This window comes from Streptococcus sp. Marseille-Q0941 (assembly GCF_943736975.1).
Classification (GTDB): domain Bacteria; phylum Bacillota; class Bacilli; order Lactobacillales; family Streptococcaceae; genus Streptococcus.
Genome location: NZ_CALSFO010000003.1, coordinates 292171 through 316580, shown reverse-complemented (window position 1 = coordinate 316580; position 24410 = coordinate 292171). Strand labels below are relative to the sequence as shown.

Annotated in this window: 20 protein-coding genes; 1 reads left to right on the top strand and 19 read right to left on the bottom strand. The window is 39.1% G+C overall.

Annotated elements, in window-relative coordinates; translation table 11 throughout:
* Positions 1-48: 48 nt before the first annotated feature.
* The 9 genes from lepA to eno all read right to left on the bottom strand — a co-directional run bounded on the left by lepA (position 49) and on the right by eno (position 9475).
* Positions 49-1872, bottom strand: a complete 1824-nt coding sequence (gene lepA, locus NGI26_RS03440) for a translation elongation factor 4 (RefSeq protein ID WP_251935971.1) — start codon at positions 1870-1872, stop codon at positions 49-51.
* Positions 1873-1953: 81 nt separating this feature from the next.
* Positions 1954-2682 (bottom strand): metallophosphoesterase family protein, encoded by a 729-nt coding sequence (locus tag NGI26_RS03435; RefSeq protein ID WP_251935968.1) that lies wholly within the window; start codon positions 2680-2682, stop codon positions 1954-1956.
* Positions 2683-4350, bottom strand: coding sequence for a DNA repair protein RecN (gene recN / locus NGI26_RS03430; RefSeq protein ID WP_251935966.1), 1668 nt, complete (start codon positions 4348-4350; stop codon positions 2683-2685).
* A gap of 6 nt (positions 4351-4356) precedes the next feature.
* Positions 4357-4788, bottom strand: a complete 432-nt coding sequence (locus NGI26_RS03425) for an arginine repressor (protein WP_251935964.1) — start codon at positions 4786-4788, stop codon at positions 4357-4359.
* Positions 4781-5596, bottom strand: coding sequence for a TlyA family RNA methyltransferase (locus NGI26_RS03420; RefSeq protein WP_251935962.1), 816 nt, complete (start codon positions 5594-5596; stop codon positions 4781-4783). The genes NGI26_RS03425 and NGI26_RS03420 overlap by 8 nt, the downstream gene beginning before the upstream one ends.
* Positions 5589-6464 carry a polyprenyl synthetase family protein gene (locus tag NGI26_RS03415; protein ID WP_251935960.1) on the bottom strand — a complete coding sequence of 292 codons (876 nt, stop codon included), beginning with the start codon at positions 6462-6464 and terminating at the stop codon, positions 5589-5591. Before NGI26_RS03415 ends, NGI26_RS03420 begins: the two co-directional genes overlap by 8 nt.
* Positions 6461-6673: an exodeoxyribonuclease VII small subunit gene (locus NGI26_RS03410; RefSeq protein WP_075567625.1), complete on the bottom strand. Its 213-nt coding sequence runs from the start codon at positions 6671-6673 to the stop codon at positions 6461-6463. The genes NGI26_RS03415 and NGI26_RS03410 overlap by 4 nt, the downstream gene beginning before the upstream one ends.
* A complete protein-coding gene (xseA, locus tag NGI26_RS03405) occupies positions 6651-7991 on the bottom strand; it encodes an exodeoxyribonuclease VII large subunit (protein ID WP_251935958.1) in 1341 nt (446 codons plus the stop codon). Before xseA ends, NGI26_RS03410 begins: the two co-directional genes overlap by 23 nt.
* A gap of 179 nt (positions 7992-8170) precedes the next feature.
* The gene (gene eno, locus NGI26_RS03400; RefSeq protein ID WP_251935956.1) at positions 8171-9475 is read right to left on the bottom strand and encodes a surface-displayed alpha-enolase; all 1305 of its coding nucleotides are present in this window, start codon (positions 9473-9475) and stop codon (positions 8171-8173) included.
* A gap of 163 nt (positions 9476-9638) precedes the next feature.
* Here eno and NGI26_RS03395 point away from each other — a divergent pair, with 163 nt between their 5' ends.
* Positions 9639-10082 (top strand): DUF1694 domain-containing protein, encoded by a 444-nt coding sequence (locus tag NGI26_RS03395; RefSeq protein WP_251935953.1) that lies wholly within the window; start codon positions 9639-9641, stop codon positions 10080-10082.
* On the opposite strand, the gene NGI26_RS03390 is transcribed toward NGI26_RS03395, so the two are convergent.
* From NGI26_RS03390 to NGI26_RS03345, 10 genes are all read right to left on the bottom strand, one after another.
* On the bottom strand, positions 10079-11194 hold the full coding sequence (locus tag NGI26_RS03390) for a glycerate kinase (RefSeq protein ID WP_251935950.1): 1116 nt from the start codon (positions 11192-11194) through the stop codon (positions 10079-10081). The two genes, NGI26_RS03395 and NGI26_RS03390, sit on opposite strands and share 4 nt — an antisense overlap.
* Positions 11195-11212: 18 nt before the next feature.
* Positions 11213-11854, bottom strand: coding sequence for a phosphoserine phosphatase SerB (gene serB, locus NGI26_RS03385; protein WP_251935940.1), 642 nt, complete (start codon positions 11852-11854; stop codon positions 11213-11215).
* Positions 11855-11915: 61 nt separating this feature from the next.
* Positions 11916-13349, bottom strand: a complete 1434-nt coding sequence (gene glgA, locus NGI26_RS03380; RefSeq protein WP_251935934.1) for a glycogen synthase GlgA — start codon at positions 13347-13349, stop codon at positions 11916-11918.
* Entirely contained in the window at positions 13346-14485 is a 1140-nt protein-coding gene (glgD, locus tag NGI26_RS03375) for a glucose-1-phosphate adenylyltransferase subunit GlgD (RefSeq protein ID WP_251935926.1), read from the bottom strand. The genes glgA and glgD overlap by 4 nt, the downstream gene beginning before the upstream one ends.
* On the bottom strand, positions 14475-15617 hold the full coding sequence (locus NGI26_RS03370; protein WP_251935924.1) for a glucose-1-phosphate adenylyltransferase: 1143 nt from the start codon (positions 15615-15617) through the stop codon (positions 14475-14477). Before NGI26_RS03370 ends, glgD begins: the two co-directional genes overlap by 11 nt.
* Complete coding sequence (gene glgB / locus NGI26_RS03365) at positions 15607-17535, bottom strand: 1,4-alpha-glucan branching protein GlgB (protein ID WP_251935922.1); 1929 nt, start codon at positions 17533-17535, stop codon at positions 15607-15609. Before glgB ends, NGI26_RS03370 begins: the two co-directional genes overlap by 11 nt.
* Positions 17536-17943: 408 nt before the next feature.
* Complete coding sequence (gene pulA, locus NGI26_RS03360; RefSeq protein WP_251935920.1) at positions 17944-20226, bottom strand: type I pullulanase; 2283 nt, start codon at positions 20224-20226, stop codon at positions 17944-17946.
* 130 nt (positions 20227-20356) lie between these two features.
* The gene (gene ligA / locus NGI26_RS03355) at positions 20357-22315 is read right to left on the bottom strand and encodes an NAD-dependent DNA ligase LigA (RefSeq protein WP_251935918.1); all 1959 of its coding nucleotides are present in this window, start codon (positions 22313-22315) and stop codon (positions 20357-20359) included.
* A gap of 240 nt (positions 22316-22555) precedes the next feature.
* Entirely contained in the window at positions 22556-23815 is a 1260-nt protein-coding gene (locus NGI26_RS03350) for a nucleobase:cation symporter-2 family protein (protein WP_251935916.1), read from the bottom strand.
* The gene (locus NGI26_RS03345) at positions 23815-24396 is read right to left on the bottom strand and encodes a xanthine phosphoribosyltransferase (RefSeq protein ID WP_251935913.1); all 582 of its coding nucleotides are present in this window, start codon (positions 24394-24396) and stop codon (positions 23815-23817) included. Before NGI26_RS03345 ends, NGI26_RS03350 begins: the two co-directional genes overlap by 1 nt.
* Positions 24397-24410: the final 14 nt, after the last annotated feature.

Here is a 24410-nt window from a genome sequence, read left to right as displayed (position 1 = left end):
GTGGCAAAAGATAACTGTATTCTATGAAAGCTGAGTCATAAAAATCAACTATTCTTCATCCATACTCAAGACGCTGAGGAAGGCTTCCTGAGGTACTTCTACAGAACCGATAGCTTTCATTCGCTTCTTACCAGCTTTTTGTTTTTCAAGGAGTTTACGTTTACGGGAAACATCACCACCATAACACTTGGCAAGGACGTTTTTACGAAGGGCTTTGATATCTGTACGTGCCACAATCTTATGTCCAATAGCAGCTTGAATAGGTACTTCGAACTGTTGACGAGGAATGATTTTCTTGAGTTTATCAACGATGAGTTTCCCACGTTCATATGCAAAGTCCTTGTGAACGATAAAGCTGAGAGCATCGACCTTATCTCCATTGAGAAGGATATCCATTTTAACCAGCTTAGATGGACGATACTCTGACAATTCATAGTCAAAGCTTGCATAGCCACGTGTTGAAGATTTGAGCTTGTCAAAGAAATCAAAGACAATTTCAGCAAGTGGGATTTGATAGATCACATTGACACGGTTATCATCGATATAATCCATCGTCACGAAGTCGCCACGTTTGCGCTGAGCAAGTTCCATAACCGCTCCTACAAATTCCTGTGGTACCATGATTTGTGCTTTGACATACGGTTCTTCTATTGTTGCAATTTTAGTAGGATCAGGAAACTCGGACGGATTCGATACATCCATAGACTCACCATCAGTCTGATTAACCTTGTAAATAACGGACGGTGCAGTCATAATCAAATCAATATTAAACTCCCGTTCTAAACGCTCTTGGATAACATCCATATGAAGAAGTCCAAGGAATCCACAACGGAAACCAAAACCAAGTGCCTGAGATGTCTCTGGTTCAAATTGAAGACTAGCATCATTAAGCTGCAATTTTTCAAGAGCTTCACGAAGGTCATTGTACTTATTTGACTCGATTGGATAAAGACCTGCAAAGACCATCGGATTCATTTGTTTGTATCCAGAAAGAGGTTCAGTTGCTGGATTTGTCGCCAAAGTTACGGTGTCACCCACACGGGTATCTTGAACAGTCTTAATTGAGGCTGCAATATAACCAACGTCACCAGTGGCTAGGAAGTCACGTCCTACTGCTTTAGGTGTGAAGATTCCAACTTCTGTAACATCAAAGGTTTTGCCATTGCTCATGAGCTGAATCTTATCGCCTGGCTTAACGACTCCATCCATGACACGAACTTGGAGGATAACCCCACGGTAAGCATCGTAAACTGAGTCGAAAATCAAAGCCTTAAGTGGTGCTGATACGTCACCAGTTGGTGCTGGAACTTTTTCGACAATTTGCTCCAAAATGTCTTCGATACCGATACCAGCTTTTGCTGAAGCCAATACAGCCTCACTCGCATCCAAGCCAATGACATCTTCAATTTCTGTACGCACGCGCTCTGGATCTGCAGCAGGCAAGTCAATCTTGTTAATAACTGGAAGGATTTCCAAATCATTGTCCAAAGCCAGGTATACATTTGCAAGTGTTTGAGCCTCAATCCCTTGAGCAGCATCAACGACCAAAATCGCGCCCTCACAGGCAGCAAGAGAACGTGACACCTCATAAGTAAAGTCAACGTGTCCTGGTGTATCAATTAAGTGGAAGATATAGGTCTCACCGTCTTTAGCAGTATAATTAAGTTCAATAGCATTAAGCTTGATGGTAATTCCACGCTCACGTTCTAAGTCCATACTATCTAATAGTTGTGCCTGCATTTCACGACTAGAAACCGTCTCTGTAGCCTCCAAAATACGGTCCGCCAATGTTGATTTCCCATGGTCAATATGAGCAATAATGGAAAAGTTTCGGATCTTCTCCTGACGTTTTTTCAATTCTTCTAAATTCAAGATTCTCTTCCTTTCAGGGTATCTATTAATTATAAATTGTTTTTATGTTTTTGACAAGACCATAATACCCTGTAGAGAGTATTAATCTTCAGCAACAAAGCCGTCATTTTCGATGAAATAGTGGTCTGTCATACCTTGGTCAGTAAAGACAATACCATGAAGGACACCCCCGTAAACGGCTCCTCCGTCCATGCCAATCTTGCCATCCTCTGTAATCCAAAGATCAGCAGTACCTCGGTCTTGCTTCAGCAAACCATAAACTGGTGTATGCCCAAAGATAATGGTTTTCCCAGTATGATTTTCAGCTTCGTGGAATGGTTTTCTGAGCCAGACTTTCTTGTAATCAGTCGTTTCATGCCAATCATCCAAGGTCAAATCAATACCAGCATGGACAAAGATATACTTGTCTGTCTCAACGACAAAAGGCATTTGGCGGATAAAAGCAACCAAGTCTGCTGCTTCCGTCTCAACACGTTTAGCGTCTTCAACTGCATCCACAGGTGCATCCAAGGGGCGACCCAGGATAGAGTTGATGGTTGTATCGCCACCATTTCGACGATAGTGGTCATAGCTTTCTTCGGGATTGTCCAACCAAGTCAAAAACATATACTCGTGGTTTCCTGATAGACAGATCGCTCCATGATTTTCAACTAAATCCTTAACCATCTCAAGAACACGACGACTATCTTCTCCTCTATCGATTAAATCACCAAGAAAAAGTAATTGGGTTTTGCCATCCCATGTTTTGAGAAGGTCTTCAAGCATTCCTGCTTTTCCGTGAACATCTCCAATTACATAATAATCTGTCATTTATTTCTCCTTACTTTGCAATAATTCTCTAGCTTGCGTAAGAGCTGCATCTGTCACATTCTCCCCTGCCAACATCTTGGCAACTTCTTCTACGCGTTCTTCCAAAGTTAAGAGACGAACAGTCGATACCGTTGAATGCTCATCACTAATTTTTTCAATAAAGAACTGATAATCTGCGATTGCAATGACTTGTGGTAGATGGGAGATCGCTAATACTTGGCCATGTTGACCAATTTTATGAATCTTTTGCGCAATAGCTTGAGCCACACGTCCTGAAACTCCTGTGTCTACTTCATCAAATACAATGCTGGTCTTGCCTACCTTGCGTGAAAAAGCAGACTTGATAGCCAACATGAGACGAGACAATTCACCACCAGACGCTACTTTAACTAATGGTTTAAAGTCTTCACCAGGGTTGGTTGAAATATAAAATTCAACAGTCTCATTACCTTCACGACTAAATTTAGCATTTGTAAACTTAACCTGAAACTGGGCCTTCTCCATATAGAGGTCTTTCAGTTCTTGCTGAATCTCAAGCTCTAACTGTTTGGCTAGAATGTGACGAGCAGATGAAAGCTGGCTTGCCAAATCAACAAGACTTACTTCCAACTTTTTGAGTTCTGCTTCCATATCATCTGAGGATAGATGATGACCTGTTAGTAGATTGTATTCTTCTGTGATTTTAGCGAAATACAGCAAAACATCGTCAACATTTCCGCCATACTTACGTGTGATGGCATGAATAAGATCTAAACGACTTTCAATCTGCATCAAGCGATTGCCATCGAAATCTAAATCTTCGATAATATCCTCTAAACGCTTAGTGACATCCTCTAAAACGTAATAAGATTCAGATAGAGAGGTCGAGATTTCACGGTACTCTGCATCATAGTCTTCTAAACTTTCCATATCATTCATAGCTGAACGTATGTTAGCTAGACTTGAAAATTCTTCATTGTCTAACATAGCATAAGCATTAGTCAGCGTATCAGCAATATGTTTATGATTTAAAAGTTTATCTCGTTCTTGGTTTAATTTGATGTCTTCACCTGGCTTTAAGGATGCAGACTCAATCTCAGCCATTTGAAATTCCAACATTTCAATTCGAGTCTTGTGTTCTTCTTGGTTTTTCTTAACTTCAAGAAGTTGTTTACGCATGTTGCGATAATCTTCAAAGTTAGTCTGATAAGCTTGTTTAAGTTCAAGAAACGCTGCATCACCAAACCCATCTAGCATCTGAATGTGTAATTGTGGTCGCATTAACTCTTCTTGGTCATGCTGACCATGGATATCTACTAAATGTTGTCCAATTGAGCGCAGAACTGAAAGATTAACCATCTGTCCATTGACTCGACTAACACTTCGCCCGTTTTGTAAAATTTCACGACGGATGATGATTTCATCACCTAACAAGAGACCTTGCTCATCAAAAAGCTCTTGAAGAGCCTGACTATTTTCAATTGAGAAAAGGCCTTCGATTTCAGCCTTGGGTGCGCCATGACGAATGACATCCGTGGTCGCTCTTGCTCCCAACATCATATTCATAGCATCGATGATGATTGACTTTCCAGCACCAGTTTCCCCAGTCAGAACTGTCATCCCTTTCTCAAAATTAAGTGAAATAGCCTCAATGATGGCAAAGTTTTTAATTGAAATTTCAAGTAACATAAGGTCCTACCACTTTTTAACTTGTTCAACAATTTCTAATGCTGCTTCTTCAGTTCGAGCGACAATTAAAATTGAATTATCGTCTGCTAAACAGCTAAAAATCTTATCCGAAAACGATTGATTTAATTGGCTTTTTACAAAAATTGTATTCCCAGGAATGATATCTAAATTGATGAGATTCCCCATTCTTTCAAAACTTTCGATATTATTCTCAGCCAACTGTAGACTTTTAACTACAGATTTTGGTAATTCGTAGACATAAGTATTATCTTTCAAAGGAATTTTTACAATCCCTAGTTCTTTGATATCTCGAGAAACAGTTGCTTGAGTAGCAGTGATTCCTGCTTCTCTCAAATGTTCAACGATTTCTTCCTGTGTTCCAATTTGATAGTCAGTTACAAATCTTCTAATTTTTTCAAGTCTTTCTTTTTTATTCATCTTTAAACTCTCTATGTGCTTTTTCTACTATTTGTTCGATTTCAGAAAGCGCCTGATTACTTGCTTGTTCTTCTTTACGTAAATAAGCAAGAAATTCAATATTCCCGTGTCCGCCTTGAATAGGAGAAAAATCCAATCCTAAAACGGAAAAGCCTTCTTTAACTGCCATTTCTGTGACGGTTTCTAGTACATTTTTGTGAACCTTAGCATCTCTAATAATCCCATTTTTACCAATTTGTTCTCGACCTGCTTCAAACTGAGGTTTGATGAGGGATACAACTTGTCCATGATCAGCTAAAACTCTATGTAGAGTCGGAAGAATGAGACTCAGTGAAATAAAACTCACGTCGATACTTGCAAAGCTTGGCTCTTCTTCAAAGTCATTTTTTTCAGCATAACGGAAATTAAACTGCTCCATACTCACAACACGTGAGTCTTGACGTAGTTTCCATGCAAGCTGATTAGTTCCAACATCAACTGCATAAACTAGTTTTGCACCATTTTGAAGCATAACATCCGTAAAGCCTCCTGTTGAAGCTCCAATATCAATGGTTGTTTTGCCTTTAACTGATATCTTAAACCTCTCTAAGGCTTTTTCAAGTTTTAAGCCTCCTCGGCTCACATACTTAAGCTTCTCACCTTTGAGTTTCAATTCTGTATCATCTGGGATTTTTTCACCTGGCTTATCGAAACGCTCGCCGTTTAGAACAGCGACAACCAAACCCGCCATTACGCCGCGCTTAGCTTGTTCTCTTGTTTCAAATAATCCCTGTTTGTAGGCAAGTACATCTACTCTTTCCTTAGCCATCAATTCTCAAACTTTCTACTATTTTTACAATTGGTTCTTTATCAAACTCGACTAATTGACTAATCTCTTCTAGCTTTGTATTCGCCTGATCTAAGGTGTGATTGCAAAAAACTTTTGCCTCATCCAATCCTAACAAAGCAGGATAGGTCGACTTCTCAGCTTGCAAATCTTTCTGAGGTGTTTTACCGATTTCTTCAAAACTAGCCGTAACATCAAGGATATCGTCTCTAATTTGAAAAGCAAGCCCAATCAGTTCTCCAACTGTTTCTAGTTTTTTTTGAAGATTTTCATCCAATCCTGCAATGATTCCAGCTGCTTGAAATGGAAAAGCCAAGAGCTTTCCAGTCTTGTTAGCATGGATGGTCTGAAGATCTTCTAAATTTAAGTATTTGCCTTCACCTTCCATATCTAAAACTTGACCGGCTACCATCCCCATACTTCCGGAAGCAAGTGATAGGTTTGCTATCAAATCTACCTTAGTTTGGTTAGGCAAATCTGCTTGCGCTATCAAGGCATAGGGATCTAGAAAAAGCGCATCTCCTGCTAAAATAGCTAGGGCTTCTCCATACACTTTATGATTGGTCAAACGTCCCCGTCTAAAATCATCATTATCCATAGCAGGAAGATCATCATGGATCAAACTTCCGGTGTGAATCATCTCAAGCGCCGCTGCAACCTGAGCATGAGCTGGTATGATAGACACCTGCAAGGATTCCAAAACTTCTAGAAGTAGATAGGGGCGAATCCTTTTACCTCCAGCATGTATGGAATAAAGAACTGCTTCTCTTAAGCTTGATGCAAATTGCTGGTCACCATAAAACTCTTCAAGAGCTGACTCGACCAAAGCTAATTTTTCCTGCTTGTTCATAGGAGTTCGCTTTCTGTTCCATCTTCTTGCATGACTTTAACCAAGGTCTTTTCAGCCTTATCAAGTGTAGCTTGCAATTCTTTTGATAAAATCATTCCCTTTTGAAAAGCAGCAATGGCATCTTCTAGTGCAATTTCACCATTTTCTAAACTCTGTACAATGGTTTCAAGTTCTGCTAAATTTTCCTCAAATTTCTTTTGTTTTGACATCTTTAACCTCTAATTCTACCTGACCATCTCGCATTAGCAGCATAACTTGGTCATTTGCTTTCAAATCTTTTGCTGAAGATACCACAGCATCTTCTTTTTTAACAATGGCATAACCTCTTGCCACGATTCGGCTAGTATCTAGCATCACTAGCGCTTCTGACAAACGTTTCACCTCAGCAACCTTGGCATCGTATGTAACAGCCATCTGACTACGAAGTAACTTTTTTAATTGTAGTAGACGGTCCTGGTAACGATGAATCTTATTGATAGGCGATAATTGTTCTAAATGATGAACTTGTTCTAAGACTCTTTGTTTTTGGCTAATAAGATTTGAACTTACACTTTGTTTGAGACGAAGTTGCAATTGATCCAATCGCTGTAAGTAACCATCGTACAGACGTTCAGGTTGCCTAAAAATAACAGACTGACATAGAACCTGTAAAGCTTTCTTTTTCTTAGACAGGGTATTTTGTACTGCTGTAGCCATTCGTTTTTCTTGATTCTGAAGATAAGTCAGAAGATCTAACTTGGTAACAGGAGTTGCGAGTTCTGCGGCAGCCGTCGGTGTAGCCGCTCTCCTATCTGCTACAAAATCAGCTAAGGTTACATCTGTTTCGTGGCCCACACTTGAAATGATGGGGAGCCGTGATTCAAAAATAGCACGAACAACTATTTCTTCGTTAAAAGCCCAAAGATCCTCAATTGAACCACCACCACGACCAATAATGAGAACATCTAAGTCCTCTCTTTCATTAGCTCTAGCAATATTACGAGCAATCTCCTCTGCTGCCCCTTCACCCTGAACTTTTGTAGGATATAAAACAATTTCCACACCAGGAAAGCGTCTGCTTACGGTTGTAATGATATCCTGGATAACAGCTCCACTAGGACTGGTCACCACGCCGATACGCTTTGAAAACTGAGGTATTGCTTGTTTAAAGCGATCTTGGAAAAGACCCTCTTCGGATAATTTCTTTTTTAATTGTTCGAACTGAATAGCAAGTGTACCGACACCATCTGGTTCTGCCTTTTCAATGATAATCGAATAGCTTCCGCTTGGTTCATAAATTTGGACACGACCAACAACATTGATCTTCATACCTTCTTCAAGGTCAAAACCTAGTTTCTGATAAATACCTGACCAAACGGTTGCTTGTATAACAGCACGATCATCCTTGAGAGAAAAATATTGGTGAGTTGGACGCTTTCGGAAATTAGAAACCTGACCAGTTAAATAGACCCGCTCCAAGTATGGGTCTTTATCAAATTTCATTTTCAGGTACTTGGTCAATGTTGTTACCGATAAATACTTTTGCATCTCAACCTCCTTTTTCTCTAGTTTTCCTGGGTATTATTATACCAAAAATACGTTTAAAAATCTCTTTTTTCACCTTTAGAATCCGAAAACTAGACTGAATTTCTTTGACCTTGTCTTATAATATACAAAAGCCCTTGGAAAAATCCAAGGGCTTTCATTAGTTAGTTCACTGAACTATTTTATTTTTTCAAGTTGTAGAATGATTTCAATCCACGGTATTCAGCTACTTCACCAAGTTGGTCTTCGATACGAAGCAATTGGTTGTATTTAGCGATACGGTCAGTACGTGAAAGTGAACCAGTCTTGATTTGACCTGCGTTTGTTGCAACTGCGATGTCAGCGATTGTTGAATCTTCAGTTTCACCTGAACGGTGTGATACAACGGCAGTGTAACCAGCTTCTTTAGCCATTTCGATAGCATCGAATGTTTCAGTAAGAGTACCGATTTGGTTAACTTTGATAAGGATTGAGTTAGCAGCACCTTCTTCGATACCTTTTTCAAGGTAAGAAGTGTTTGTTACGAAGAAGTCGTCACCAACCAATTGAACTTTACCACCAAGACGTTCAGTAAGAGCTTTCCATCCGTCCCAGTCATTTTCATCCATACCATCTTCGATAGTGATGATTGGGTATTTGTTTACCAATTCTTCAAGGTAGTCGATTTGTTCTGCAGCAGTACGTACAGCAGCTCCTTCACCTTCGAATTTAGTGTAGTCGTATACTTGACGTTCTTTATCGTAGAATTCTGATGATGCACAGTCAAATCCGATAAATACATCTTTACCTGGAACATAACCAGCAGCTTCGATAGCAGCAAGGATAGTTTCAACACCGTCTTCAGTTCCTTCGAAACGAGGAGCGAATCCACCTTCGTCACCTACGGCTGTTTCAAGACCACGAGATTTAAGGATTTTCTTAAGAGCGTGGAAGATTTCAGCACCCCAACGAAGAGCTTCTTTGAATGTAGGAGCACCAGCAGGTACGATCATGAATTCTTGGAAAGCGATTGGAGCGTCTGAGTGAGAACCACCGTTGATGATGTTCATCATTGGAGTTGGAAGAACTTTAGTGTTGAATCCACCAAGGTAGCTGTAAAGTGGGATTTCAAGGTAGTCAGCAGCAGCACGAGCTACAGCGATAGACACACCAAGGATTGCGTTTGCACCCAATTTACCTTTGTTAGGAGTACCGTCAAGAGCGATCATAGCACGGTCGATAGCTTGTTGGTCACGTACATCGTAGCCGATAATTGCTTCAGCAATGATGTTGTTTACGTTGTCAACAGCTTTTTGTGTACCAAGACCACCGTAACGAGATTTGTCACCGTCGCGAAGTTCAACTGCTTCGTGTTCACCAGTAGAAGCTCCTGATGGAACCATACCACGTCCGAAAGCACCTGATTCAGTATAAACTTCTACTTCAAGTGTTGGGTTACCGCGTGAGTCTAGGACTTCGCGAGCGTAAACATCAGTAATAATTGACATTTTTTACTCTCCTTTGAGTTAAATTATTTTACACCTCTATGATACATCAAAAAGATACCTTTTTCAAGAAAAAACGTTATCTTTGTGCAAATTTTCCTTAAGTTTATTAAGTAATCGCTTTCTTTTGCGCCTTATCTAGAGACTTTTATGATATACTATATTTATGACTGATATATCAAAACAAATATTAGAAAAAGCCAATGGTGGGCTTAAATTAAATCCAGACGAACAAAGGTATTTTCTGGGCACTTTTGAGGAGCGTGTCCTTGGTTATGCAAGCCTTGAAACTGCAAATGATGACAAATTTCAAAAAGGTTTTTTGACCATTTTAGAGTGCTTAAAAAAAGAAGCTGATCCTCTTTTTGTCAAAATTTCTCCTCAAGTTGAATTTGAAAAGCAGGTTTATTATTTAAAAAATGCCAAAGCTTCTGATTGCCAAGCAACCATCGTTTCTGAAGATCATAATTCTTCTCCTTTTGGACTAGTTATTCATAGCGATATTCCTGTCCAAGCAAGTGAAAAAGACCTCCGAAAGGCCTTTTCAGATTTGTGGCAAGAAAATGAAACTAAAGCTCCAACTTCTCTCTGGAAAAAATGGTTTGGTTAATTCTTTTTTAAAGACAGGATTTGAGCGAGGCTTGTAGCTGTATGTTCTAAATAGGTGGCTGCATTTTTTAGACTATCTTCTAATGGCTCACTTTTTTCTAGTATAGAAAAAACGGCGATGATGTTTTCAAACGGTAATGGGGGTAAATCCTCATCTAAACTTCCACAAATAGCAATGACCGGAACACCCTTAGGTGTTCTTTTTGCTACTCCGATTGGAGCCTTGCCAGCCATACTTTGAGAGTCTAATCTACCTTCACCAACAATTACGAGATTAGCATCTGCTACCTTATCATCGAAATTAATCAAGTCCAAACAAGTTTGAATGCCTGATACGATTTCTGCTCCTGCAAATACACACAAACCAGCAGCAATGCCACCACCAGCTCCTGCGCCATCTAATTTTAATATTTCAGGTCCAACTTTACTATAGAAGTCTTTAATAGCAGCATCAACTTCTTGAAATTTAGATGGATCCAATCCCTTTTGTTTCCCAAATGTAAAGGTAGCACCCTGAGGTCCACAAAGAGGATTGGCCACGTCTGCTAGTATTTTTATATGTACATCAGAAGGAATTTCAAGTACGCCCTCCTTTAAAATTTTCCTGATAGCAGACAGAGATTGTCCACATGCCTGAAGTTCATTCCCATTTTCATCGTAAAACTGATAACCGATTCCAGAAGCAATACCAATACCACCATCGTTACTAGCCGTACCACCGACACCGATGTATATATCTTTTTTTCCTTGGTCAATTAAATGGAGAATAAGTTGACCTATTCCCTTTGTTTGGATTTCTAGCGGATATCGTTTTTCATTAGGAATTTTTTCAAGCCCGATCAAATCGGCAACTTCAAAAAGGGCTAATTCCTTTTTTTCATAGTAGGGTATTTGAACCTCATCACCAAAAGGTCCGGCTACCTGGACTGTTTTTTCTTCCAGATCTAGAGAACTTTTAATAGCATCTACTGTCCCTTCACCTCCATCACCAACAGATAAAAGCAGATATTCAGCATCTGGGATCACTCTTTTAAAACCTCTTTTTATAGCTTCTGCTACTTGGTTTGCGGGAAGACTCTCTTTGAAAGAGTCTGGTGCGATGACAACTTTCATGTTCATTCCTCTTTCTAACTAAAGGAGATTTATTTTTTCTAAAACTTTTGCAAAATCTCTTTCATCTACCTGAAGATTTATTTCCTTTTTCACAATATCCTTAGCACAGAAGGCAATAGCAAGTCCTGATCGATTAAGCATAGCCAAATCATTAGCGCCATCACCGATCGCAATCGTTCTCTCAAAAGGCACTTGTAATTCTTCAGCCCACCTCACGAGGGTTGCTTCTTTTACTTCTCTGCTTATAACCGGACCAATAAGATTGCCAGTTAAATGTCCATCTTTTATTTCCAGTTGATTAGCAGTACATAATGAAATCCCCAAATCTTTTGCTAATCCTCCCACGATGGTAGTAAATCCACCCGATACCAAACCGACTTCTATCTGATTTTCTTGAAGAGTTTTGACAAATTGCGCAGCATTTTTACTAAGGTGTAGTTCATGATAAATCTTATCAAATACATCTATAGAAAGCCCATTTAGAAGGGAAACACGTTTTTTTAAACTTGATTCAAAGTCCAATTCCCCACTCATAGCTTGAGCAGTTAGCAAAGCTACTTCCTTTTCGCAATTTGCCTCTTTGCCCAATAAATCAATAACCTCTTCTTCTATCAGAGTACCATCTACATCGAGCACACAGAGACCCTTGATTGTTTGCATTTATACTCCTTACTTTATCATCTCAAAAAATCGTATGAAAATTTCATACGATTTTAACTATTTAGTTTGCTAGGCTGTGGTATATATCAAGATAAGACTGACAAGCTGTATCCCAAGAGAAATCACGTTCCATAGCTTGCACTTGAAGTTTCTTCCAAACGTCAGGATGGTTATAATAAACATCCAAAGCAGTTTGAAGAGCCCAGTTAAGCCAGTATGGAGTCAAGTTGTCAAAACTAAATCCTGTACCAGTTCCTTCAATCGGATTGAATGGCTGAACAGTATCTCTCAAACCACCTACCTCATGGACAAGAGGTAAAGTACCATAGCGCATAGCCATCATTTGAGAAAGTCCACATGGTTCAAAACGACTTGGCATGAGGAAAATATCACACGCAGCATAAATCTCTTGTGCCAACTTCACATCAAAGGTAATATTAGCAGATAATTTATCCGGGAATACTTGGCCAAACCATGAGAAGGCTTGTTCAAATCCAGAATCACCTGTACCCAAGAGAACGATTTGAACATCTTCTTGAAGCATACGATGCAGACCTTCAACTACAACATCAAAACCTTTCTGTCTTGTTAAACGTGACACAATACCAATCATTGGAACATCAGGACGTACTGGCAGGCCAACTTTTTCTTGAAGTTTAGCTTTGTTCTGAGCTTTCCCAGATAGGTCAGACTTGTTAAAATGGTAATCCAACAAAGGATCCGTCTCTGGATTATAAAGGTCAGTATCTATTCCATTTACGATACCAGATACCTTACCGGACTCCATTCGAAGAATCTGATCAATGCCGCATCCAAACTCTGTTGTCATGATTTCATAGGCATAACTTGGAGATACAGTTGTTACACGATCAGCGTAGAGAATGCCTGCTTTCATCCAGTTAAGACAGTCATTCCAGCGAACTGTACCATCCGCATAACGCTCAAAACCAACTCGGAACAAATCCCAAAGCATACCTTCAGAGAATTGACCCTGGAATTCCAAATTATGAATCGTTAAGACAGTCTTAATGTTTTGGTAAGCCTGTATCCATCTATACTTTTCCTTCAACAAGAAAGGAATCATAGCTGTATGATAATCATGAACATGAAGAACATCAGGAATAAAGCCAATACGCTCCATAGCTTCTAGAGCTGCAAGCTGGAAGAAAGCAAAGCGTTCACCATCATCAAAATCTCCATACACATGTCCGCGGAAGAAATAATACTGATTGTCAATGAAGTAGAAGGTAACACCGTTTAAAACAGTTTTCTTAATGCCACAAAATTGTCTGCGCCAACCAACGTATAATTCAAATTGAAGAACATCTTCAATTTGATCTCCAAACTTCGTTTCCACCATGTCATAATATGGCAAGATAACAGCAACTTCATGACCAGCTTTAACTAATGATTTTGGAAGAGCCCCGATAACATCTCCCAAGCCACCTGTTTTAGAAAAAGGGGCTCCTTCGGCTGCTACAAATAAAATTTTCATGAAAGAATGTCCTCTGTTACTTTTTCACCTTTTTTGATGACAACAGGATTTTCTGCTGTACCACGAATAACAACTCCATCAGCTACTTCAGCACCCTTATCAATAATTGCATACTCAACTTGAGCACCTTCGCCAATGACAACACGAGGGAAAACAATAGATTCTTTAACTAAGCTATCTTTATGAATCTGAACATTACGCGAAACAACTGAACGAACAACCTTACCTTCGATAATACTACCAGAAGCAAACTGAGAAGTATTTACTTCACAACCAGGTGCATAATAAGTTGGTTCTTCGTTTTTCACCTTTGTGTGAATCTTTTGATTTGGAGAGAATAAAGAGTAGAATTTATGCTGATCAAGCATATCAATATTGGCTTGGTAGTATGTTTCTACAGAATGAATATTTGCTAAGTAACCAGTATACTCGTATGCAAAAGCGCCTGATTCCGCTGCTAAGTCACGTAGAACATAACGTAGTTTTTCTGGGTGTTCTTTCTGAGCTTCTTCTTCCAGACGTTCAATCAACCATTGAGTATCTACAACAAAGATATCCGTTGACATGTTGTAGTATTCTTGTTCAGCTTTTTTATCGAAGAGTTTGTGAGAGAGCACGTGGTCAGTTTCATCAATATCTAGGATAGCATTTACTTCTGAAATATCCTTTTTAGGTAGTTTCTTATAAACAACCGTAATAGGAGATTTTGTAGTATTATGCAAATGGAAAACCTGAACAAGATCAATATTTACCAAAACGTCACAGTTCAAGGAAACCGTTTGGTTAGATCCAGAACGTTTTAAATAAGTCAAGAGTTGTTGATAATACTCTTTACCAACAGTACTACTTTCCACACGAGTATTGTAGATTCCAAGATAGTAGTGGCTAAGAAGGGTATTCAAGCCCCATTCACGTCCTGAACGAATGTGGTCAAATACAGAGCTGATGTTATCTTGTTGGAAGATTCCAAAGACACTTCGAACACCAGCATTTGCTAAACTTGAGAGTGGGAAGTCAATCAAACGATACTTTCCTCCAAATGGCAAACTTGCCACTGGACGATTACTTGTCAAGGTTGACATATCATGGAAACCAACGGTATTTCCTAAAATCGCTGAATATTTATCAATCTTCATCTGTTGCTACCCCCACTACTTCGTTATATCCGACTACTTCTACTTCTTCCGTTCCATCAATTTCAACACCATCGGCAATGATAGCACCTTCACCAATAATGGCACGTTTAATCTTAGCACCTTTTCCGACTACTGCTCCACTCATGATAACAGAATCGACAACTTCTGCTCCTTCACGAACTTGTGCTGCTGTAGATAAAATAGAGTGCTTTACAGTACCATTCACGTAACATCCATCCACTACTAGAGAGTCTTCTACTTGAGCAAATTCTCCAAGGTAGTTTGGTGGAGCGATAAGGTTACGAGAATAAATTTTCCATTGACGATTTCGGCTATCTAGAGCATTTTCTGGAGAGATGTATTCCATATTTGCTTCCCAAAGAGATTCGATTGTACCAACATCCTTCCAGTATCCATTGAACTCATAAGCATAGACACTTTCACCAGTTTCAAGATAATTTGGAATAACATTCTTTCCGAAATCAGACATATCTAGGTTAGCCTTTTCAGCAGCAACTAGCATGTTGCGAAGTCGTTTCCAGTCAAAGATATAAATCCCCATTGATGCCTTGGTTGATTTTGGTTGGGCAGGTTTTTCTTCGAATTCAACAATGCGATTATTAGCATCTGTATTCATGATACCGAAACGACTAGCTTCTTTTAGTGGTACATCCAAGACAGCAACTGTCAAGCTGGCATTGTTATCCTTGTGTGATTGGAGCATATCATCATAGTCCATCTTGTAGATATGGTCTCCTGAAAGAATCAAAACATACTCAGGATTAATGCTATCGATATAGTCAATATTTTGGTAAATCGCATGACTTGTACCTTCAAACCAACGATTTCCTTCACTTGCAGAGTAAGGTTGAAGGATAGAAACACCTGAATCAATGACATCAAGACCCCAACTAGAACCATTACCAATGTGGCTGTTGAGAGCTAGTGGTTGATACTGTGTGATAACCCCAACATTGTGGATACCAGAGTTGGCACAGTTAGAAAGAGCAAAGTCAATGATACGGTAGCGCCCGCCAAATTGCACAGCAGGTTTTGCAATGCTTTGAGTGAGTTTACCGAGACGAGTTCCTTGCCCACCGGCAAGGATTAAAGCTAGCATTTCATTCTTCATTTTCTACTCCTTTTTCAGATTGATTTGATTCTTTTTTAGCGGGCTTCAAGCGACGTTTGATTTTCCAGATACTTGCCCCCATAGCTGGCAAAGTAAAGGTCAAAGTTTGCTCATAATCCTTCCATAATCCTTCTTGAGTTTGAACAGTTTGATTGTGTTCTTTCCAAACACCACCCCATTGTTCTAACTCTGTATTCCAAATTTCTTCATAGACACCTGCAACTGGTAGTCCAATTGTGAAATCAGGACGTTCGACTGGTGCCATATTAAAGACACAGACTAGCATCTCGCCTTTCTTTCCTTTACGAATAAAGGAAAGAACACTCTGATCTCTATTATCCGCATCGATAATCTCAATACCATCATAGCTTGTATCAATTTCCCAAAGACAACGGTGGTCCTTATAAAGTTGATTCAACTGAGATGTGAAGTATTTCATCTTAGCATTCATTGGATCTTCTAGATTAGACCACTCTAATTGCTCTTCTGATTTCCACTCTAAGAATTGTCCAAACTCACTACCCATGAAGAGTAATTTTTTCCCAGGGTGACAAATTTGATAAGTATAAAGATTTCTAAGGCCTGCAAATTGATTGTAACGGTCGCCCCACATCTTATGCATCATACTCTTCTTACCATGTACAACCTCATCATGCGAGAATGGTAAGAGATAATTTTCATTAAAGACATACATAAAACTGAAGGTTACAAGATTAAAGTCATACTTGCGGTAAATCGGATCTTCTTCGTAAAAGCGGAGAATGTCATTCATCCATCCCATATTCCACTTGTAGTCGAATCCTAATCCACCCATTTCCTTCATACCTGTGATTTTAGTAGCGGAAGAGCTTTCTTCTGCTATCATCATGACATCTGGGTGAGCTAGCTTGATAACAGTATTTAACCGTTGAAGGAAATAATAGCCTTCGTAGTTAAGATTTCCACCATCTTTATTAGGTGTCCAAGGCGCATTATCATAATCAAGATAAAGGATATTACTTACAGCATCCACTCGAATACCATCTAGGTGATAGAATTCAATCCAGAACTTAATACTTGAAATCAAGAAGGATTGTACTTCGTTTTTACCTAAGTCAAAGTTTAATGCCCCCCAACCATAGTTATGAGCTTTGTTATGGTCTTGATATTCAAAAGTTGGTGTTCCATCATAGTAGGCTAGGGCATCATCATTGATTGTAAAGTGACCTGGGACCCAATCTACGATAACACCGATATTATTTAGGTGGCACTCCTCTACGAAATCCTGAAACTCTTCAGGTCTTCCATAAGAATGTTCTAAACCGAAATACCCCATCAGTTGATAGCCCCAACTCAAACCTAGCGGATGCGCCATCAAAGGCATGAACTCAATATGTGTGTAATTCATCTCCACTAAGTAAGGAATTAACTCCTCTTTTAGTTGAGCAAAACTGTACGGTGTACCGTCAGGATTTCTCTTCCACGAACCTGCATGAGCTTCGTAGATATTCACAGGTCTCTCAAAGAATCCTAAACGTTTTCTTCGAGCTAGCCAAAGTCCATCCTTCCATTTCTTTTCTAGAATTTCTGTTAAAACTGCTCCAGTTCCAGGACGAGCTTCATAGCGAATAGCTAATGGATCAATCTTCATAAGCTGATGCCCATTGGCTCTAGTGATATGATATTTATAGATTTGACCCTCTTGGGCTAAGTTTGTAAAAACTTCCCAAACTCCTGCTTCATTTCGAACCATGGGGATTTGATTTTCAACCCAATTTGTGAAATCACCCACTAGATGAACAGCCTGTGCGTTTGGAGCCCAAACACGGAATGTATAGCCCAATTCCCCGTCTCTCTCCTCACGGTGTGCGCCCAAATAGTGCTGAAGATGGAAATTTTCGCCAGTTGTAAAAGTTCTTAAAGCTTCTAATGTATCCATATATCCCCCTTTATATTGTAAGCGTTTTCTATATTTCTATTATACTATCTTTTAAGAAAACTTTCAACCAATTTCCGAATTATCATAAATATTTTTTAGAAAATCTTCAAATAATTATCTTGACATTTCTTATATTTTCAGTATTTATTGATATTCTACCTTGATATCAGTTTTTGTAGCATCAAATCACTTACAATATTTTTTTTAATCCTAATTTTGCAAAGCAGACACTCTAAAAACTTAACGTTGTTTTCACAAATCAAACTTTTTGTTCGGAAAAAGTATCTTAAGTACAATTTTATCAAATTATCTGAAATTTTCAACTATTTTTAGTAGTATTTCCATATTTTTTATTAGGATAACTTTATATAAAAAAACTCAAGATTAATCTTGAGTTTCATTTTTTATTTATGCTAAAACATTCATAACTGCCACACTAACATTATCAATTGTATTTTCATTTAATGAACGACTGTTAGTGATTCGCATTTCAAGGTTACCCGCATTTTCATAATACTGGGATTCTCCTTTAGCATTAAAGACAACTAAGAAATGCTCGTCATCATCTTGAATCTCGTAGACAATCCAGCCACTGTCTTCAATCGCTGTATGAACAAAAACATGACGATAAACTTCATCGTACGTAGGATATGAAAAAGCAGTGCTCTTTGTTTTAAGTTGAATGATCTGACGGATAAATTCAATACTATCCTGACGCTCATTGATTAAATCCCAATTTACTTGGTTAACAGCATCAGGAGCATTGTAACTATTCATAGCTCTTTCTCGATCAGCATGAGTCACCTCACCATTTTCGCCTGTAGCTACTAGTTTTGTACGACCGAACTCTTGACCAAGTTCCATAAAGGAGATACCTTGCATAAGTAGGTTCATTGCAGTTGCTGTTTCTACTTTTTTCATGATACTTGTTTGGTCTTCTGTTGGATGAAGAGTCGCTAGCAAATCATGCAAGTTATAATTATCATGGGCTTCTACGTAGTTAACAACCTGATTAGGACTGAGATAAGAACCTAGTTCATGGCTACCAAGGATCGCTTTTGCAACAATTGGTTCAGTAGGAGCTCCGCTTACAAAACCAGATTTGATTTCTCCATAGACTTCGCAACCTTTTACAGCATCTCGTTCGTCATCATTGAAAAATCCGATATTTGGCAACTGATATGCATTATCTTTCTTAGCCTTATCATATGGTGCAAGACCTGTCCCCATATCCCAACCTTCTCCATAAAGGATAATTTTAGGATCGACTTCATCCATTGCCCAACGAATCATCTGCATGGTTTTAACATCATGTATTCCCATCAAATCAAAACGGAAACCATCGATATTAAACTCATTTACCCAATAGAGAAGCGAATCAATCATGTACTTACGGAACATTTCATGCTCACTCGCAGTCTCGTTTCCTACACCTGTACCATTTTGATAGCTTCCATCTCTATTCATTCGGTAATAATAATCCGGTACTGTTGTTTGGAATGGAGCATCAACAGTTGAAAAAGTATGGTTGTAAACAACGTCCATAATGACACCAATTCCAGCATCATGATAGGCTTGAATCATCGTTTTCAAATCTCGGACAACTTGACCTGGATCGTTTGGATTCGTAGACAGGCTGGTTTCTGGTGCATTGTAGTTTTGTGGATCGTAACCCCAGTTGTAAGTGACATTCCCATCTGCATCATACTCTTTGTGACGATCTGCAATTGGTTGCAGTTGAACATAGTTAACACCTAGTTCCTTGATGTAGTCAAATGCAGTAGACTGGCCATATTGGTTGACTGTACCCGTTTGAGCAGCTCCTAGAAAGGTCCCTCTTAACTCTGGAGAAACACCTGATGTTTCAGACTTGGTCAAATCACGTACATGCATTTCATAAACGACAGCTTGGCAAGGATTCTCTAAACGCCATGTCGCTTCCATTCCATTCTTAACTTCAAACCCGTCAACTCGGCGTTCTTCTTCAGAAAGGATTGCTGAACGTTTGCCATCTGGACTTGTTGCAGTCGTATATGGATCCCGAGTTACTGATTGGTGATGTGGAAATTCTATCTGGTATTGATAAGCTCGTCCCGCAAGATTTTCAGGAACTGTAAGACTCCAGACACCAATGGTATTATATTTATGACTGTATGAATAGCTATTCCCTCGCTCCATCTCATAAGTTCTTAAAATCGGAGCATCATTTCTTGCAGATTCATACACTATAACTTGTACAGTGGTTGCTGTTGGGGACCATAGTTTAAAGCTGGTTTCTTTTTCGGAAACCTGACACCCTAATTCTCCTTGGTAACCCCAGTGGTGGTCAAAACTAGCACTGTTAATCGCTTTATCAAAAGCAAATGGATTTTGATCTTTATAGTGTGGACTTGCAATAGCTGGATTTTCAGAATAATACACGGTTTCGTCCCCATCTAAAATCCAAACCTCTGTTAAGAGTGGATAATGATTGAATCGGATAGGATATTCTTTGCTGACTCCATTTTTTTCAACTGTAAACACCATTTGTTCAAGAGGTGTTTCACTTGGTTGAGTAAATGAAAATTTTTCTCCAAAGTATTCTTCCTCTTTGATAAACCCTACTGAATCTAGAGGAATCTTATTGAAACTGCAATTCTTATAAGCTTCATCTTTACGATGATAATGAATAAGTACAGGATAATGATACATGTTTTTCCTAATTTCTAATTGTTAAATTTATTTTATATTTATTTTATTATTTTATATAGTAGCATTTCTTGCTCAAGGTATTTGGATAGAACCAATAAATGATAGATGAGTATTCTAGGTTGTGTATTCCTTACAAACTTTCAAGCCAAGCTTCGTCCCGAATCTCAATTCCCAACTCCTGTGCTTTCTGGAGTTTGCTACCTGCATCTGCCCCTGCTACCACAAGATCGGTCTTTTTCGATACGCTGCCAGTTACCTTAGCTCCTAAACTTTCTAGTTTATTTTTTGCTTCTGAGCGATTTAAACGCTCGAGTTTTCCTGTCAATACAACGGTCAGACCAGATAAGGCTGCATCTACCGCAACGACCTGTCCTTTATAATCTAGATTAACATTTAATTCTTTTAATTCTCTTAAAAGTATTTTAGCCCCCTCAGTCTCAAAATAGGATTGAAGACTTTGAGCAATAACATTCCCAAGACTTTCGATGCTTGCTACTTCTTCTGGATTTGCTTGTGCTAGAGATACGATTGAATGGAAATGTTGTAAGAGTAGTTGACTTGCCTTGCTGCCAACATGACGAATCCCTAAACCAAATAAGAGTTTTTCTGCTGAATTATCCTTAGAGGATTGAATCGCTTGATAAAGCTTTTGCGCCGATTTATCCTTAATACCATCTAATAAAAGGAAATCTTCTATAGTTAAGCGATAAATATCCGCAACATCTTTAACCAAATCGGCAGCAAATAGTTTCTCAACGATAGATGGACCAAGACCAGCAATATTCATGGCGTCACGAGATGCAAAGTGAATCAATCCTTCCTTAATCTGAGCAGGACATCGAGGATTGATGCAACGAAGGGCAACCTCATCTTCAAAGTGTAACAGTTTGCTCTCACAACTTGGACAAATTGTTGGAATATCTAGTTTTTCTTCCGACACACGCTTAGACTCCACCACTCGTAAAACAGCTGGTATGATATCACCTGCTTTGTATACAATGACAGTATCATCCTTACGGATATCCTTTTCAGCGATATAGTCAACATTATGAAGTGTCGCACGACTAACTGTTGTTCCTGCAAGTTGTACAGGTGTAAGGTTAGCAGTCGGAGTTACAACTCCTGTACGGCCAACTGTCCAGTCAACAGAAAGTAGTTTCGCTTCTTTTTCTTCTGCTGGAAACTTATAAGCTACGGCCCACTTTGGTGCTTTAACTGTAAAACCAAGTTGCTCTTGACCAGCTAGGTCATTGACCTTAATCACGACACCGTCGATATCATATGGCAATTGGTCTCTTTCTTGACCTACTTCTTGGATAAACTCCCAAACCTCATCCATAGTATGAGCTAATAGGCGTCTAGAGTTAACCACAAATCCTAACTGCTCTAAATGGTTCAAAACCTTCTCTTGACTATCGCGAGTTGAAGGACTAGCTTCTTGATATAGGAAGGTTGCTAGATTACGTTTAGCTACTATTGCTGTATCTAACTGACGAAGTGTTCCTGCAGCAGCATTTCGTGGATTTGCAAACTCTGGCTCACCGTTTTCTTGACGAGTTTGATTGACCTGGTCAAAGGATGCTCTTGGCATATAACACTCACCACGAACGGTAATATCTAGTTTTTCAGGCAAGGATAAAGGAATGTCTTTCACTCGTTTAAGATTTTCTGTGATATTTTCACCAATAGAACCATCACCACGAGTCGCCCCAGCAACAAAAATTCCTTGCTCATAAGTCAAGGAAATCGATAAACCATCAATCTTTAACTCACAAATATAAGTGACATCATCCAATTCCTTACGAACACGCGCATCAAAGGCATCGAGTTCCTCACGAGAAAAAGCATCCTGCAAACTATAGAGAGGATACTGATGAGTATATTTTTCAAAACCATCTAGAATCTTACCACCAACACGGTGGGTTGGACTATCTGGCAAAACTTGATCTGGATGTTCTTTTTCTAACTCTACCAATTCACGATAGAGACGATCATACTCACTATCAGATACAGATGGGTTATCACTTGTATAATACTCTGTCGCATAGCGATTGAGCAACTCAACGAGCTCTTTCATTCTTTCATTCATAAAACCATTTTACCATAAAAATGACTACAGAAACAATCCTCAAGCTCTAAAAAAGAAAAAGAGAGTAGGACAGAAATCGGTCATTCGTTAGAATTCGATTCCGTCGTCCCACCTCCGCACAGTTGAGTAGGGCTGTAAAAGCTGATGAAATCAGCCTAGTAGAGCCCACTCAACCACTGCGTCTTGCTCGCAATTCAAAGAAAATAGAGAGGCTAGGACTTTTGTCACAGCCTCTTTTTTTTATTTTTTACGATTCAAAATAGCGTTCAAAATGATGGCCACTGTACTTGCAATGACGATACCATTTGAGAAGAACATTTGTAATTCTGTTGGTAGAGTATTAAAGAGATTCGTTCCGTTTAGTCCCACCCCTGCAGCTATAGAAATTGCTGCAATGAGGAAGTTATGTTCATTATGTTCGAAATCCACACGAGACAAAATTTGCATCCCTTGAAGTGAAACGAAACCGAACATGACGAGCATGGCTCCACCTAGAACAGGGCTAGGGATAATCTGTGCTAAGGCACCGAACTTAGGCAAAAGACCAAGTAAGATGAGGAAACCACCAGCGTAGTAGATCGGTAAACGGGTACGAATACCTGAAAGTTTCACCAAACCTACGTTTTGTGAAAATCCTGTATAAGGGAAGGTATTGAAAAGTCCACCAAGTAAAACAGCAAGACCTTCAGCACGATAACCATTACGGAGACGAGTGCTATCGATTGGATCTTTAGTAATATCAGAAAGGGCAAGATATACACCAGTTGATTCTACCATTGAAACGGTAGCGATAATACACATCATTACAATAGAAGAAATCTCAAATTGTGGTGCACCAAAGTAGAATGGAGTTGGGACATGAACCAGTGGAGCTTCTGCTACTGGCGAGAAATCAACCAAGCCCATAGTTGAAGCGATGATGGTACCTGCAATCAAACCAATCAAAATTGAAATTGATTTAATGAATCCTTTGGTAAAGATATTGACCAAAAGAATGATGAGCACAGTAATCATAGCTAAGGCTAAACTTTGTCCAGTTGGTTTTTCAACGTTATTTCCCATATTTCCGATAGCAACCGGAATCAAGGTCAATCCGATAGTTGTAATGACTGAACCAGTTACGATTGAAGGGAAAAGATTGGCAACTTTAGAGAAGATACCTGAAATCAAGATGACATAAATCCCTGAAGCAATCAAGGCCCCAAACATAGCACCACTACCATGACTTTGTCCAATCATGATGAGAGGAGCAACAGACTGGAAGGCTACCCCAAGAACAATAGGCAAACCAACACCAAAATGTTTATTGAGTTGCAATTGTAAGAGAGTTGCAACCCCACACATAAAAATATCTGTAGAAATAAGGTAGGTCAACTGTTGAGCTGAATAACCTAAAGCACCTGCAATCATGATTGGTACCAGAATTGAGCCCGAGTACATGGCAAGTAAGTGTTGCAAGCCCAATACGGCTGCTTTTGAGTGATTTTCTTTTTGATTCATTAGATGTCTGCCTCCTTGAAGATAACTCTTCCATTTTCAAAGCGCTCTAAACGAGCAAGTGATACTACCTGATGACCTGATTTTTCTAACAGTTCACGACCATCTTGGAAAGATTTTTCAATCACAATCCCGACGGCCTCGATTGTAGCACCAGCTTGTTCAATAATCTGAATCAAACCTTTAGCTGCTTGACCATTAGCCAAGAAATCATCAATAATTAATACTTTATCTCCTGGAGATAAGAACTTCCCTGCAATGGATACGGTACTAGTAACTTGTTTCGTGAAAGAATATACTTCAGAAGTTAAAATTCCCTCATTCATAGTGATATTTTTTGCCTTCTTAGCAAAAATCATAGGTACATCTAATTGTTCTGCAACATATAGAGCTGGAGCAATTCCAGATGCTTCAATGGTTACGACTTTGGTAATACCAGCATTTTTAAAATATCCAGCAAAGGTGCGACCAATCTCGCGCATTAAGGAAAAATCCACTTGGTGAGTCAAGAATGAATCCACCTTAAGAATATTCTCACCTAGAATATTCCCATCTTTTAAAATACGTTCCTCTAGTAATTTCACGTTAACCTCCGAAA